Consider the following 14,650-nt stretch of genomic DNA (forward strand, 5'->3'; position numbering starts at 1 on the left):
CTTCTCACCGCGATCTTTCACCGCGGTCACCGTAGTCAGGAGTTCTTGCCGGAATCCGGGGCGTCGGCCTTCGGCGTCTCGTCGCCGGGCACGTCGGGATCGGCCTTGTCGGAGCGAACCTCCGTCTTGAGGATCTTCATCGACTGTCCGAGGCTACGGGCGAGCGCGGGAAGCTTGGGAGCTCCGAAAAGCAAGAGGATGACCACGAGGATGATCAGCGCGTGCCAACCAGTGAAGCCTTGCCACATGGGGGTTCGTCCGTTTCGTCGGTGAGGGTGACGACAGTCTACCTGTCGTCGATGTCAGGCTGTTGCCGCCCGACATCGGAGGGTACGGAATCAGCGTAGCCTGCCAGACCGGCTGCCGCCCACTCCGCGACGACGGCTCGTGCCTCGGCCGGCGACACGACGGTCACGAGCCCCGGAAGCCCGGCGACCAGGCGCTTGAGACCGTGCACGTGCGCGAGGCGCAACGTCACGCGCAGGCGCCCGTCGACCTGCTCCGTGCGGGAGTCGGCGAGGTAGTCGGCGAGGAGCGGCAACGTCTCGGGCGCCACGTCGACCACGACGTCGAGGTCGGAATCCGAGCTCTGGAAGAGCGTGTCGGGCACGATGCGGTCGGAGTGGTCTTCGATCGGCGTATCGGAGACGAGCAGCTCGCTCATGCGATCGACGCGGAAGTTGCGCACGTCTTCGCGGGTGTGGCAGTACGCCTGGAGGTACCAGTCGGCGTCCTGCGACAGGATGCGCAGCGGGTCGACACGTCGACGCCCCGCGACGCCGAGCGCGTTGCGGTAGTCGAACTCGAGCTGGCGACCGCCGGTCACCGCTTCGCGGATCAGTGCCAGCGAGGCATCCGCTTCGGATTCTGCGACCGCCAGGCGGCTGGGTGCAGCGGATGCCCCGGCCGTGAGCTTCGCCATGAGGGAGGCGAGTGACGCCCGGCCGGCGTTCTCGGGCGACGCCGAGAGGTACTGGAGGCCGGCGATGAGTGCGGCGGCCTCGCGGGCCGACAGTCGCGGCGCGTCATCGATCGCGACGTGATGCACGATGACGATGACGTCGTCTTCCTCGAAGGCGTCCCAGTCGATGTCGAAGAGGTCGTTCGGCTGGTAGGTGCCGGTCTCACCGGGCAGCCCGGACGTCGCGATGAGTCGCACGGCGTGACGGATCTCGTCTTCGGAGAGTCCGAAGTGCGTCGCCGCCTCTGCCACGTCGACGACGCGCTGCTCGAGCAGGTACGGCACGAACGAGAGCAGGAAGACGAGCTTGTCGGGTGCCTTCAACGGCTTCGACCGCTTGGCCATCATCGCTGCCCCTCCCCTGCCGTACCGGCGGCTCCATCGCGATGCGCCACGGCGACGGCGCGCAGTCGGTCGCGCACGGCGTCGCGCAGCGATGCCGGCGACAGCACGCGCACCTCGGGCCCATAGGCGGCCAGTTCATCGGCGAACACCGCGGCATCCGTGTAGTGCAGGCGGATGACGCCGGCGTCTTCATCGCCCTCGATCGCGCGCTTGCCGAGCCGCACCTCGGCGTCGCTGCCGCTGGTGACGGCGAGGTCGGCGACGTTGCGCTCGTGCAGCTCCTGCAGTTCGGCGATGATGCGGTCCTGAACGCCGAGCGGCGGCGCCTCGAACGAAGACCCGGGCACCGGCGTCACGTCACCGAGGATGCGCGACAGCAGGAAAGTACGGGAGCCCGCTGCGTCGTGATCGTAGGCGTGCAGGTGCCAGCGACCGTCGTGCAGCACCACTGCGAGCGGATCGACCGTGCGCTGGCGGGGCTCGGCCTCACCGGGCTTGAAGTAGCGGAACCGCACCGACTGACGGCGATCGAGCGCCTGGCGGAGCGGCTCGAAGGCGGTGTCGCGCACGCGCAGGCGCGGAGCGTAGCCGATCACCGGTTCACGCGGCTCGATGCCGAGTGAGCGGAGCTTCGTGAGCGCGCGCTGCGAGTCCGCGGAGAGCGATGCCTCGCGCCAGACCTCGGCGGCGAGGCCGAGCAGGGCGAGCTCGTCGGGAGTGAAACGGATGTCGCCCGGCAGGTCGTACTGGCCCTTGGGGATGCGATAGCGCAGCGCCTGGTTGTCGCCGGGTCGATCGGGCGACTCGACGGTCTCGAGCGGGATGCCGAGCTCGCGGATGTCGTCTTTGTCGCGCTCGAACTGACGCTCGAGATTCGCATTCTGACCGGCGGAATCGAATCGTTCGGCGTAGCCGCGCACCGTCGAGAGGATCTCGGACTTCAGGAGCCCGGTCTCGGTGGCGAGCAGCGCCAGCACGAGGCTGAACAGGCGATCCTCGACCGGGATCTTCGACACGCCCTTGCTCTCTCCGCCGCTTGCCACAGGTGCGATCTTACTGAACCGCGGTGACGGCGAAGGCCGCCTCGAGGGGCTCAGATGACGCCCAGGATGTCGATCACGAAGAACAGGGTCGAGTTCGCCGGGATCTTTCCGCTGGCCTGGTCGCCGTAGCCGTCGCTCGGCGGAATCACGACCGCGACCTGCGAGCCGACCTTCTGCCCGATGATCGCCTTCGAGAAGCCCGGGATGACCTGGCTGTCGGCGCCGTCGGAGACGGTCATGATGGCCGGTACGCCCTTCTCCCAGCTCGAGTCGAACACCTTGCCATCGGCCCAGGTCACGCCCGTGTACTGCACGACGACCGTGTCACCCGACTCGACGACCTCGCCCGAGCCCTCTTTCAGGACCTCGACCTCGGTGGTCTCGAACGGAGCGGCCTTCGGCACCGTGATGCCGGGGCGTCCGTCGGGTGCGAGCACCACGGCGGGGAAGCCGTCACGGCTGAGACGCACCGCGCCGTCGGCACGCAACGGGAATGCGCGCTGGATGTCGAGCACGAACACGAGGCTGTCCTCAGGCTCGACCCCCAGCTGCGCGTTGCCACCTGCCCCGAAGGCGTCCTCAGCGGGAATCACGACGGCTACCCTGGAACCGACCGAGCCGCACGTGAGGCCCTTGGTGAGCCCGGGCAGCCCCGTGACTGCATCGGAGATTGCCAGCTGCACGGGTTCACCGGTCTTGCCGCCGAAGCCGGTCACCTGCAAATTTTCGCCGGTGGCGCCGTTGTAGAGGGCGAGGCCGATGAGTGTCTGCTGCCCCTCGACGAGGGGCTCGCCGTCGCCGGCGATGATCTCGGTGCACTGCGTCTCTGCGGGCACGAGCGGCGTGGGGAACTCGACACGCGGCGCGTCGCCGAAGTCGCCCGTCACCGTGACAGCGTCAGAGGAATCACCGGACTCCGCCGCTGGAGCGGCAGGTGCCGACGAGCAACCCGACAGCGTCAGGGCGATGATGCCGGCCGTGGCGATGAGCGCGAATGACGAGCGCACTGATCCTCGATTCTTGGGTGATCGGTGAGGGGCGATGAAAGCCTACCCGTCCAGACCGGACGGTTCCGTCTCGGGCGACTCGTCGCCGGCCGTCTCAGGCACCTCGGACTCGTCGCCGGCGCGCGACCGGGTCGCCGCGGCATCCGCCTGTCGAACGCGCTTTCGCAGGCTCTTGTCGCTCACGTTGCGCTCGCCGAGCGCGCCGGGCGTCCAGGCCTCGACGTCCTCGTCGCTGAACTCCGTCTTCGACGGGCGGCGCTTCAGCTCGGGCAGGATCGTGTCGGGTGCGAGACGCCGGGCGGTGATGAGGAAGCCCGTGTGGGCGATCATGCGGTGGTCGGGGCGCACGGCGAGACCCTGCACGTGCCAACCGCGCACCATCGTCTCGGAGGACTGCGGCTCGGTGTACTCCCCCGTGGCGCGGATCGCCTCGGCGACCCTCGACAGCTGCGTCGCGGTGGCGATGTAGCAGAGCATCACGCCGCCGGGTTTGAGCGCGGCGGAGACCGACTGCAGGCACTCCCAGGGCGCGAGCATGTCGAGCACGACACGGTCGACGGATGCCTCGTCGACCGTCTCGGGCAGCACCTCTGCGAGGTCGCCGAGCGTGATCGACCAGTTCTCGGGGTCGGCGCCGTGGAACGTGGCGACGTTGGCGCGGGCGACGCTCGCGAAGTCGTCGCGCCGCTCGAACGAGTACAGATGACCGGCCGGGCCGATCGCCCGGAGCAGCCAGAGGGAGAGCGCACCGGATCCGACGCCGGCTTCGACCACGCGGGCGCCCGGGAAGATGTCGGCCTGCGCGAGGATCTGCGCTGCGTCCTTCGGGTAGACGATCGCGGCGCCGCGCGGCATCGACATGACGAAGTCGGTGAGCAGCGGGCGGAGGGCCAGGTACTCGACGCCGGCCTGGTTCGCGACGACGGAGCCGTCGGGGCGACCGATCAGGTCGTCGTGCGCGAGCAGCCCCTTGTGCGAGTGGAAGTGCGCGCCCGGCTGGAGCGTGATCGTGTGGAGCCGGCCCTTGGGACCGGTCAGCTGCACGCGGTCGCCCACTCGGAACGGGCCGCTCTGCTCGCCTCTGCTCTCGATCATGCCGTGACCTCGCGAATCGTCATGAGTGCGGCGACGTCGTCGACGGTCGTGCCGTCGAGCGTCGGCCACAGAGCCGCGGCCGGCAGGCCGTCGAGCGGGATGAAGTTCGGCACGGCGAGGGCGATCGCGCCTGATGCGTGCGCGGAGGCGAGGCCCGTGGGCGAATCCTCGATGGCGACGCAGTCGGCGATGTCGACGCCGAGCTTCGCCGCGGCGGTGAGGTAGGGCTCGGGGTGCGGCTTCGCGTTCTCGACGCTGTCGCCGGAGACGATCAGGTCGAACGCCTCGAACGGGATGGCGCCGACGATGTCGTCAGCCATCGAACGGATCGACATGGTCACGAGCGCGGTGGGCACGGATGCCTCGCGCAGCGCCAGCAGCAACTCGCGGGCCCCTGGCCGCCACGGCACGCCGTGCTCCTCGAGCTGCTCGCGCACCCGGTCGGTGAGGCGGTTCACGATCGTGTCGGCGTCGAGGTCGACGCCCTTCGCCTGGAAGTACGCCGCCCCGTCCCAGAGGCCGCTGCCGACGAGCTCGAGCGCATCGTCGTGACTCCACGGGAGTCCGAAGGCCTCCATGAGTTCCGTCTCTGCGGCCATCCAGTAGTGCTCGGTGTCGACAAGGGTGCCGTCCATGTCCCAGAGGACTGCGGCGGGGAGGCGAGTGGTCACAACCGTCAAGTCTACGGGCACGGCCTATTGTGGAGGTGAACCCGGAGATCCGGGGCGGGAAGCGGGGCACCAGGAGTGAATCAGCCGGCCGGTTTCGATGGCGGAAGGCTGCTCGTCGTCGCATTCGAAGGATGGAACGACGCCGGAGAGGCGGCGACCGGGGCGGCGAAGCTCCTCGTCGAGCGACTCGGCCTCGTCGAGATCGCCGCGGTCGACCCCGAACTCTACTTCGACTACCAGTTCACGCGCCCCACGATCGTCGTCGGCGACGACGGTGCACGCCGGCTCGAATGGCCGGGTGCGGCGATCATGGGTCCGGGCGGCCTGCCGGCGGGCGACGATGACGACGCTCGGGTCACCGGCCCGGGCGCCGAAACGCTGCACGTGCTGATCGGCGCCGAGCCGGCCCGCAGCTGGAAGGGCTTCGCCGCCGAACTCATCGACGCCGCGCTCGCCGCCGACATCGAGGGCATCGTGCTGCTGGGCGCCATGCTCGCCGACGCGCCGCACACCCGCCCGCTGTCGGTCTTCGCCTCGAGCGAGAACCCCGATGTTCGCTCGGCGCTCGGCGTCGAACGCTCGAACTACGAGGGCCCCGTCGGCATTCTCAGCGTCATCGCAGACCAGGCGGAGCGTGCCGGCATCCCCACGGTCTCGCTCTGGGCGTCGGTGCCGCACTACGTGCACAACGCGCCGTCGCCGAAGGCGGTGCTGGCGCTCCTCGGCAAGGTCGAGGAGCTCATCGGGCTCTCAATCCCCCGCGGCAGCCTCGAGGTCGACGCGAAGGCGTGGGAGGCCGGCGTCGACGCCCTCGCCGCCGAAGACGACGAGATGGCCGGCTACATCACCCAGCTCGAGCAGGCCCGCGACGCGGTCGACGCCCCCGAGGCGAGCGGCGAGGCCATCGCGCAGGAGTTCGAGCGCTACCTCCGCCGTCGGGGCGAGGAGCCGGGCGGCCGCGCCGACGGACGCGGCGAAGGGCCGCGCTGAGACATCGCTCACTGCGGAGTACCCGTTGGGCGCTGGAGCACCTGATGCGATCGGATGCCGCGGCACTCCGCCGCGCATCGGGTACTCGGCTGAGCCGGGGTGATCAGGCGTTGATCGCCCCGGTGCCGAGCAGCACGAGGATCGTCGTGCCGAGGAGCACCCGGTAGATCACGAACGGCAGGAAGCTGCGCTTCGAGATGTAGCTCATGAAGAACGCGATCACGAGCAGGCCCACGACGAACGCGACGAGCGTCGCCGCGGCCGTCTCGATCGGGTCGTAGACGGAGGGCTCGTCGAGGCTCTTCACGAGCTGGAAGAATCCGCTGCCGAAGACCGCAGGAATCGCGAGCAGGAAGGCGTAGCGCGCCGCAGCGGCCCGCTCGTAGCCCAGGAAGAGCCCCATCGTGATGGTGCCGCCCGATCGCGAGACACCGGGAATGAGGGAGAGCGCCTGGGCGAGTCCGAAGAAGATGCCGTGCGGCACCGTGAGGTCGTCGAGCTTGCGGCGCTTGGCGCCCGCCCAGTCGGCGAGGCCGAGGATGAGGCCGAACACGATGAGCATCGTCCCGACGATCCAGAGCGAACGCAGGCTCGTCTCGATCTGGTCCTGGAACAGGACGCCGAGCACGACGATCGGCACCGAGCCGATGATGATGAGCCAGCCCATGCGCGCATCGGGGTCATTGCGCGGCACCCGGCCGGTGAACGAGCCGAACCAGTGCGAGACGATGCGCACGATGTCGCGCCAGAAGAAGACCACGACGGCCGTCTCGGTGCCGAGCTGCGTGATCGCGGTGAAGGCGGCTCCCGGGTCCTGCGCACCGGGCAGGAACTCCCCCAGGATGCGCAGGTGAGCGCTCGAGGAGATCGGCAGGAACTCGGTGAGGCCCTGAACCAGGCCGAGGATGAGCGCTTCGATCACGTGTGGCATCCGCCTTCCGCCTCCGCGAAGCAGAGGGCTGAGTTCGGTCAGTCGTCGAGGAGGCGGTCGCGCTGAGCCCGCCTGCCTGCCGAAGACCGACCCATACGGTCAGTAGTCGAGGAGGAGGTCGCGCAGAACCCGCCTACCGAAGACTAATGCGTCAAGCGGCACCCGCTCGTCAACACCGTGGAACATCGCCGGGAAGTCCAAGCCTTCTGGCAGCTTCAGCGGGGCGAAGCCGTAGCCGGCGATGCCGAGTCGGCTGAGCGCCTTGTTGTCGGTGCCGCCCGAGAGCAGGTAGGGGAAGACCGGGGCACCGGGATCGTGCACGCCGAGCGTGTGCTTCACAGCGTCGACGAGGGCACCGGATGTCGCGGCCTCGAGCCCGACGTCGCGGTGCACGATCTCGACCTCGACCTCGTCGCCGACGAGCTCACGCACCTCGGCGAGCACCGCGTCCTCCTCGCCGGGCAGGGTGCGGATGTCGACGAGCGCCTCGGCGCGATCGGGGATGACGTTGTGCTTGTAGCCCGCGGTGAGGAGCGTGGGGTTCGTCGTCGTGCGCAACGTCGCGGTGATGAAGCCCGAAGCCGAGCCCGTGGCGAGGGCGAGTTCGTCGGGCGAGACCTGCTCGGGGTCGACGCCGAGCACGCCGGCGATCTCGGCGAGCAGTTCGCGGGTGGTGCCGGTGAGGCGGATCGGCCATTCGGTGCGCCCGAGCGTCGCGACCGCTTCGGCGAGCTTCGTGATCGCGTTGTCGCGGATGAGCCGCGAGCCGTGCGCAGCGGTGCCCTTCGCGACGAGACGGACCCAGAGCAGCGACTTCTCGCCGGTCTGCAGCAGGTAGGCGCGGCGGCCGTCGACGGTGATCGAGTAGCCGCCGACCTCGCTGATCGCCTCGGTGGCGCCGTCGAAGAGTTCGGGGTGGTGGTCGACGAGCCAGCCGGACCCGGCGCCGCCGCCGGCCTCCTCGTCGGCGAAGAAGGCGACCACGAGGTCGCGCGCCGGCTGCGAACCCGAGCCGATGATGTCGCCGAGTGCGGTCAGCATCATCGCGTCCATGTCCTTCATGTCGACCGCGCCGCGGCCCCAGAGCATGCCGTCGCGCACCTCGCCCGCGAACGGGTCGACGCTCCAGTTGCGCGCGTCGGCGGGCACGACGTCGAGGTGCCCGTGCACGATGAGGGCGGGCTTTGACGAATCGCGCCCGGGCACGCGTGCGATGACGCTCGTACGACGCGGCTCGGGTTCGAAGAGCTGCGGGGCGAGCCCGAGCGCGGCCAGGCGCGCCTCGACGTACTCGGCGGCCTCGCGCTCGCCGTTGGCCCGGCCTTCGCCGTAGTTCGAGGTGTCGAAGCGGATCAGGTCGCGCGCGACGATCGCCGTCTCATCGAGTTCTGCATCGGAAGGAGTGCCAGTGGGAGACGGGGCCATGCCCTTCACGGTAGCCGGGGCATCCGTGGTTGGCCACCGTGGTCGAAGGCACCTCTGAAACCGTGCTAATGTCTTCTCTCGGGCCACCGAGTGATCGGAATGGCCTGACACGAGCGCGGGTGGCGGAAATGGCAGACGCGCTAGCTTGAGGTGCTAGTGCCCTAACGGGCGTGGGGGTTCAAGTCCCCCCTCGCGCACGCTTGTGTCGAGAAGGCCGGATCAGTTTCTGATCCGGCCTTTTCGCATTTCCGGGGGCGGGTGCGAAGTTCTTTTCGCACATCTTCTCGTCGCTCATCCGACGTCTGTCGCGAGGTCATCCGACGTTCCGGACAGTCGGCACTGCCGACTTGCCGTATTCGAACATGTGTTCGAAACTGTGAGGGTGACCATGACCGCTCCCCTCGCTCCGACCGAAGCGCCGTCGCGCGTCGAGGAGCTGCAGGCGCGCATCCGGGGCATGCAGGCGACGCGGCTCGATTCGAAGGCGGTGCCCACGCATCCGGCCTTCGAGCAGGTGCTGCCCGGCGGCAGCCTCCGCGAGGGCACGGTCGTCTCGGTCGAGGGGTCGACGACCCTGCTCATGGCGCTGCTCGCCGGTCCCTCGGCGAGCGGGCGCTGGGTCGCGGTCGCCGGCATGCCCGAGTTCGGCGTCGAGGCGGCCTCGCGGTTCGGCATCGACCTCGAGCGGCTCGCGCTCGTGCCCGACCCCGGGCGGCAGTGGCTCACCGTGGTCGCGGCGCTCGCCGACGTCATCCCCGTGGTCGCCGTGCGACCGGTCGGCCGGGTCTCCTCCGCCGAGGCGTCGCGGTTGACCGCCCGGCTCAGGCAGCGCGGCACCGTGCTGCTCGTCGCTGGCGAGTGGCCGGGCAGCGACGCGAGCCTCGGCGTCGAGACGAGCGAGTGGCACGGGCTCGAGCTCGGGCACGGGCACCTCAGCGACCGCGACGTCGTCGTCTCGGCGGGCGGGCGCGGGGAGTTCGGCCGCCGCGGCCGTTCCCGGCTCCAGCTGCCGGGGCATTCCCTCGAGTTCCGGGTCGCCGCCGATGCGGCGGTTCCCCAGGGCGCATCGGCGCCCCTGAACGAGCCGGTGCGACTCGACGAGTACGTTCGGCGGGCCGTCTGATGGCGGTCGACCCGGTGCACGTCGATCCCACCCGCACGATCGTGCTCTGGTGCCCCGACTGGCCCGTGTTCGCGGCGTGCCGCGAATCGGGGCTCGACCCGGCCACGCCCGTCGCCCTCACCGAGGGCGGGCAGATCTTCGCCTGCTCGGCGGCAGCCCGTCGAGACGGGGTGGTGCGCCGACTGAGGCTCCGCGAGGCGCAGTACCGCTCCCCCGGGCTCGCCCTGCTCGACTACGACGCCTCGCTCGACATGCGCGTCTTCGAGCCGGTCGTGCGGCGGGTCGAAGAGACGGTGCCGGGAGTGCAGCTCATCCGGCCCGGCACGCTCGCCATGCGGGCCCGCGGTCCGGCACGCTACTACGGCGGTGAGGATGCCGCGGCGCGGGCGCTGCTCGACACCGTCGCCGCACTCGACGTGGTCGGCGCACGGGTCGGGGTCGCCGACGGGCCGTTCGCGGCCGAGCAGGCGGCCCGGGCGGCGGGCGGCGGAGGTGCCGCGGGCGGGTCGCCCGTGGGCATCGTCGCGCCCGGGGCATCCGCTGCCTTCATCGCACCGCTGCCGGTGGGCCTCGTCGTCGATGCCCGCATCGGCACCCTGCTGAACCGGCTCGGGGTGCGCACCCTGGGCGAGTTCGCGGCCCTGCCCGAGGCCGATGTGCGCCGCCGGTTCGGCGCGGCCGGCGCCTTCGCGCACGATCGGGCCGCCGGTCGCGAGCAGGCGAGGGTGCTCGCCCGCACCCCGCCGCCCGAGTTCGAGGTCGCGCAGGAGTTCGAGCCGCCGCTCGACCGCATCGACCAACTCGCCTTCGCGTTCCGCGTGCAAGCCTCCGAGTTCATCGAACGCATGCGGGCGAAGCGGCTCGTGTGCACCGGCATCCGCGTCGAGATCGACGACGAGGCCGGCGGCCACTCCAGCCGCAGCTGGCTGCACCCGCGCTGGTTCACCCCCGCCGACGTCGTCGACCGCGTGCGCTGGCAGCTGCAGGGCGCCGGCACCGCCGACAGCGCGCTCACCTCGCCGATCGTGCGCCTGCGCGTGGTGCCCGAGCGCATCGATTCGACCGGCAATCACGAAGAGGGGCTCTGGGGCGGCGGACCCGACGAGCGCGTGCATCACGGGCTCACCCGGGTGCAGAGTATGCTCGGCCACGACGCGGTCGTCACCGCGGCGATCGGCGGGGGCCGCATGCTCGCCGACCGGCAGGTGCTCGTGCCCTGGGGCGACCGGGCACCCGAACGCGTCGGCGAGGGCGCACCGTGGCCCGGCAGTCTGCCCGTACTGGCGCCCGCGAGCGTGTTCCGCGAGCGACTGCCGATCGGGCTGCTCGACGCCGGAGGGGCGGTCGTCACGATCGATGCCCGCGGTGCGATCTCGGCGAAGCCCGAACGCTTCGCGCTCGCCGGCGCCGCAGCCGCGCCCGTGCGGGCCTGGGCGGGCCCCTGGCCGGTCGTCGAACGCTGGTGGGACGCCGAGCACGCGCGGCGCGTGCACCGCTTCCAGATCGTCGACGACGACGGGTGCGCGTGGCTCCTCGTGCGCGACGACGAGGGCTGGTGGGCCGAGGCGAGGTACGACTGAGCCGAGCTGATCATCTGGAAGGCGGGGCTGAAGAAGGGGGCGGTGGCTGATGGGGTGGAACAACCCGGGCATCCCGTGGTCGGAGCTCGAACGCAAGCTCTCCGACGTGCGCCGGCCGGGTGCGCCGAAGACCATCGGCGACGGCGGCGACTCGCCGGCATGGAGCCGGAAGCGCCACCCGTACCGTCCGGCAGAGGGGCTCGCCGCCCCCACCGGGCCGATCGTGCCCTACGCCGAGCTGCACGCGCACTCGAACTTCAGCTTCCTCGACGGCGCCTCCTCGCCCGAGCAGCTGGTCGAGGAGGCGCAGCGCCTCGGGCTCACCGGACTCGCCGTCACCGACCACGACGGCTTCTACGGCATCGTGCACTTCGCCGAGGCCGCCGAGAGCTTCCCCGAGTTGCAGACGGTCTTCGGCGCCGAGCTCTCGCTCGGGCTGCAGGGGCCGCAGAACGGCTTCGCCGACCCCGAGGGCGAGCACCTGCTCGTGCTCGCCCGGCGCGAGGCGGGCTACCACCGGCTCGCCGGTGCGATCACCGCGGGGCAGCTCGCCGGCGGTGAGAAAGGGCGACCGGTGTACTCCCTCGAAGAGCTCGCCGAGCAGGCGGGCGGCGAGTGGATCGTGCCGACGGGGTGCCGCAAGGGCGCCGTGCGCCGTGCGCTCGCCGAGGGCGGGGCGGATGCCGCGGCGCGCGAGCTCGACCGCCTCACCGCGCTCTTCGGCCGCGACAACGTCGTGGTCGAGCTCTTCGACCACGGGCATCCGTTCGACCAGGAGGCGAACGACGCGCTCGCCGGCCTCGCCGAACGCGCGGGCCTGCCACTGCTCGCGACGAACGCCGTGCACTACGCGACGCCGCCCGAGCATCGTCTCGCGGCCGCCCTCGCGGCCGTGCGGGCGCGGCGCAGCCTCGACGAGCTCGACGGGTGGCTCCCGGCCTCCGACCAGCTGCACCTCCGCAGCGGCGCCGAGATGGCCGCCCGGTTCGCCCGCTACCCCGGCGCCGTCGCGCGCTCGGTGACGCTCGCCGACGACCTCGCCTTCACCCTGCGCAGCGCCCGCCCGAAGCTGCCGAAGCAGGAGGTGCCGGCCGGGCACACCCCGATGAGCTGGCTGCGGGTGCTCGTCTGGCAGGGCGCCGAAGAGCTCTACCCCGGCGTGCCCCGGCATGTGCGGGAGCGGCTCGAGCGCGAGCTCGACATCATCGAGCTGAAGGACTTCTCGGGCTACTTCCTCATCGTGCACGACATCGTGGCCGAGGCACGGCGGCGCGGCATCCTCTGCCAGGGCCGCGGCTCGGCGGCGAACTCGGCGGTCTGCTACGCCCTGCGCATCACCGCGGTCGACTCGATCGGGTACCGGCTGCCCTTCGAGCGCTTCCTCTCCGCGCTCCGCGACGAGGAGCCCGACATCGACGTCGACTTCGACTCCGACCGCCGCGAGGAGATCATCCAGTACGTCTACGCGAAGTACGGCCGCCAGAACGCGGCGCAGGTCGCGAACGTCATCAGCTACCGGCCGAAGGTCGCGGTGCGCGACATGGCGAAGGCGCTCGGCTACTCCACGGGCCAGCAAGACGCCTGGTCGCGCCAGGTGGAGCGCTGGGGCGCCGTCGTCGAGACCGACGACCACGACATCCCCGACGCCGTCGTCGAGCTCGCCGGGCAGGTGCTCACCTTCCCGCGCCACCTCGGCATCCACTCGGGCGGCATGGTGCTGACCGACCGGCCCGTCGGCGAGGTCGTGCCGATCGAGCACGCCCGCAAAGAGAACCGAACCGTGGTGCAGTGGGATAAAGACGACTGCGCGTGGATGGGTCTCGTGAAGTTCGACCTGCTGGGCCTCGGCATGCTCGCGGCCCTGCAGTACACCTTCGACCTCGTGCGCGATTCGACCGGCGAGGTGTGGGAGCTTGCGAGCCTGCCGAAGGAGGAGGCCGCGGTCTACGACATGCTCTGCCGCGCCGACTCGATCGGCGTGTTCCAGGTGGAGAGCAGGGCGCAGATGGGCACGCTCCCCCGGCTGAAGCCCCGGTGCTTCTACGATCTCGTGGTCGAGATCGCGCTCATCCGTCCCGGTCCGGTGCAGGGCGGCGCGGTGCATCCGTACATCCGCCGTCGTACCGGCGAAGAGGCCGTCAGCTACCTGCATCCGAAGCTCGAACCGGTGCTCGAACGCACGCTGGGCGTGCCGCTCTTCCAGGAGCAGCTCATGCAGATGGCGGTCGCGGTCGGCAACTGCAGCGCCGCCGACGCCGACCTGCTGCGGCGCGCCATGGGCTCCAAGCGCGGCGTCGAGAAGATCGAGCGGCTGAAGGCGAAGCTCTACGCCGGAATGGCCGAGAACGGCATCGAGGGCGAGGTCGCCGACTCGATCTACGAGAAGATCGAGGCCTTCGCGAACTTCGGCTTCGCCGAGAGTCACGCGCTGAGCTTCGGGCTGCTCGTCTACGCGAGCTCGTGGCTGAAGCTGCACTACCCGGCGGCGTTCCTCGCGGCGCTGCTCCGCGCCCAGCCCATGGGCTTCTACTCACCGCAGACGCTCACCGCCGACGCACGCCGCCACGGGGTGGAGATGCTACGGCCAGACATCCTGCGGTCTGGGGTGCACGCTGGGCTCGAGGCCGCAGACGGTGCGGTCTCAGACCTCGGTGACGGATGCCGCGCGCCGACCGGTTTCGAGGCGTGCGCCGAGCCCGTGCAGCCGCCCGTCGGGAAGTTCGATCGCCGGGAACCCGACCGCGGAGCCGAGCACCGGCGTGACGGCGCATTCGTGGTGCGGCTCGGCCTCGCCGACGTCTCCTCCATCGGCCGGACCGTCGCCGAACGCCTCATCGCCGAGCGCGAGGCCCGCGGCCCGTACCGCGACATGGCCGACGTCTCGCGCCGAGGGGCACTCGACGCCACGCAGCTCGAGGCGCTCGCCGCGGCGGGCGCGTTCGACGGCTTCGGGCTCGAGCGGCGTGAGGCGCTCTGGATGGCTGGCGAGGCGGCCCTCGACCGCGAGGAGTACCTCGCGGGCTCCGTCGTCGTCGTGCAGCCGCCGCTGCTGCCGATGCTGAGCCCGGCCGAGCAGGTCGTCTACGACCTCTGGGCCACGGGCATCTCGCCCGACGACCACCCCATCAGGCACGTGCGCGAACGGCTCGACGAGCGCGGGGTCATCCGCATCGATCTGCTGCAGCAGGCGGAGTCGGGGCGGCGCATCGAGGTGGGCGGAGTGGTCACGCACCGGCAGCGGCCCGCGACGGCGAGCGGCATCACCTTCCTCAACCTCGAAGACGAGTCGGGCACGCTGAACGTCATCGCGGGCGTCGGGGTGTGGAACCGCTACCGCCGCATCGCCCGCGAGGCGCCGGCGATGATCGTGCGCGGCATCCTCGAACGCTCGCGCGAAGGCGTCACCAATCTCGTCGCCGATCGATTCGAGCCCCTCACGGTGACGGCCCCGCACCGATCGCGCGACTTCCGCTGAACGA

Annotated in this window: 12 protein-coding genes and 1 tRNA gene; 5 read left to right on the forward strand and 8 right to left on the reverse strand. The window is 70.8% G+C overall.

Annotated features, from left to right (window positions below):
* Positions 1-35: 35 nt before the first annotated feature.
* The 6 genes from tatA to ASE14_RS02325 are packed head-to-tail and all read right to left on the reverse strand — an operon-like array spanning position 36 to position 5,122.
* Positions 36-248 carry a twin-arginine translocase TatA/TatE family subunit gene (tatA, locus tag ASE14_RS02300; RefSeq protein WP_056650176.1) on the reverse strand — a complete coding sequence of 71 codons (213 nt, stop codon included), beginning with the start codon at positions 246-248 and terminating at the stop codon, positions 36-38.
* A gap of 38 nt (positions 249-286) precedes the next feature.
* Positions 287-1,309 (reverse strand): YafY family protein, encoded by a 1,023-nt coding sequence (locus ASE14_RS02305; RefSeq protein WP_235511053.1) that lies wholly within the window; start codon positions 1,307-1,309, stop codon positions 287-289.
* Positions 1,306-2,349: a YafY family protein gene (locus ASE14_RS02310; RefSeq protein ID WP_235511054.1), complete on the reverse strand. Its 1,044-nt coding sequence runs from the start codon at positions 2,347-2,349 to the stop codon at positions 1,306-1,308. Before ASE14_RS02310 ends, ASE14_RS02305 begins: the two co-directional genes overlap by 4 nt.
* Before the next feature lie 50 nt (positions 2,350-2,399).
* On the reverse strand, positions 2,400-3,356 hold the full coding sequence (locus ASE14_RS02315; RefSeq protein ID WP_056650186.1) for an FKBP-type peptidyl-prolyl cis-trans isomerase: 957 nt from the start codon (positions 3,354-3,356) through the stop codon (positions 2,400-2,402).
* A gap of 42 nt (positions 3,357-3,398) precedes the next feature.
* Positions 3,399-4,451 carry a tRNA (adenine-N1)-methyltransferase gene (locus ASE14_RS02320; protein ID WP_056650189.1) on the reverse strand — a complete coding sequence of 351 codons (1,053 nt, stop codon included), beginning with the start codon at positions 4,449-4,451 and terminating at the stop codon, positions 3,399-3,401.
* Positions 4,448-5,122 (reverse strand): HAD family phosphatase, encoded by a 675-nt coding sequence (locus ASE14_RS02325; protein WP_056650192.1) that lies wholly within the window; start codon positions 5,120-5,122, stop codon positions 4,448-4,450. The genes ASE14_RS02320 and ASE14_RS02325 overlap by 4 nt, the downstream gene beginning before the upstream one ends.
* Positions 5,123-5,197: 75 nt before the next feature.
* Here ASE14_RS02325 and ASE14_RS02330 point away from each other — a divergent pair, with 75 nt between their 5' ends.
* On the forward strand, positions 5,198-6,112 hold the full coding sequence (locus ASE14_RS02330; protein WP_056650195.1) for a PAC2 family protein: 915 nt from the start codon (positions 5,198-5,200) through the stop codon (positions 6,110-6,112).
* 103 nt (positions 6,113-6,215) lie between these two features.
* On the opposite strand, the gene ASE14_RS02335 is transcribed toward ASE14_RS02330, so the two are convergent.
* Complete coding sequence (locus ASE14_RS02335; RefSeq protein ID WP_056650198.1) at positions 6,216-7,043, reverse strand: undecaprenyl-diphosphate phosphatase; 828 nt, start codon at positions 7,041-7,043, stop codon at positions 6,216-6,218.
* A 99-nt stretch (positions 7,044-7,142) separates the two neighbouring features.
* Positions 7,143-8,468, reverse strand: a complete 1,326-nt coding sequence (locus tag ASE14_RS02340; protein WP_056651651.1) for a M20/M25/M40 family metallo-hydrolase — start codon at positions 8,466-8,468, stop codon at positions 7,143-7,145.
* 113 nt (positions 8,469-8,581) lie between these two features.
* Here ASE14_RS02340 and ASE14_RS02345 point away from each other — a divergent pair.
* From ASE14_RS02345 to ASE14_RS02360, 4 genes are all read left to right on the forward strand, one after another.
* Positions 8,582-8,665 (forward strand) — tRNA-Leu (locus tag ASE14_RS02345).
* Between the two features lie 191 nt (positions 8,666-8,856).
* Positions 8,857-9,591, forward strand: coding sequence for a hypothetical protein (locus ASE14_RS02350; protein ID WP_157372728.1), 735 nt, complete (start codon positions 8,857-8,859; stop codon positions 9,589-9,591).
* Complete coding sequence (locus ASE14_RS02355; RefSeq protein WP_056650201.1) at positions 9,591-11,171, forward strand: DNA polymerase Y family protein; 1,581 nt, start codon at positions 9,591-9,593, stop codon at positions 11,169-11,171. The genes ASE14_RS02350 and ASE14_RS02355 overlap by 1 nt, the downstream gene beginning before the upstream one ends.
* Before the next feature lie 49 nt (positions 11,172-11,220).
* Entirely contained in the window at positions 11,221-14,646 is a 3,426-nt protein-coding gene (locus ASE14_RS02360; protein ID WP_056650204.1) for an error-prone DNA polymerase, read from the forward strand.
* The last annotated feature ends 4 nt before the right edge of the window (positions 14,647-14,650 follow it).

The organism is Agromyces sp. Root81 (assembly GCF_001429165.1).
Lineage (GTDB): Bacteria > Actinomycetota > Actinomycetes > Actinomycetales > Microbacteriaceae > Agromyces.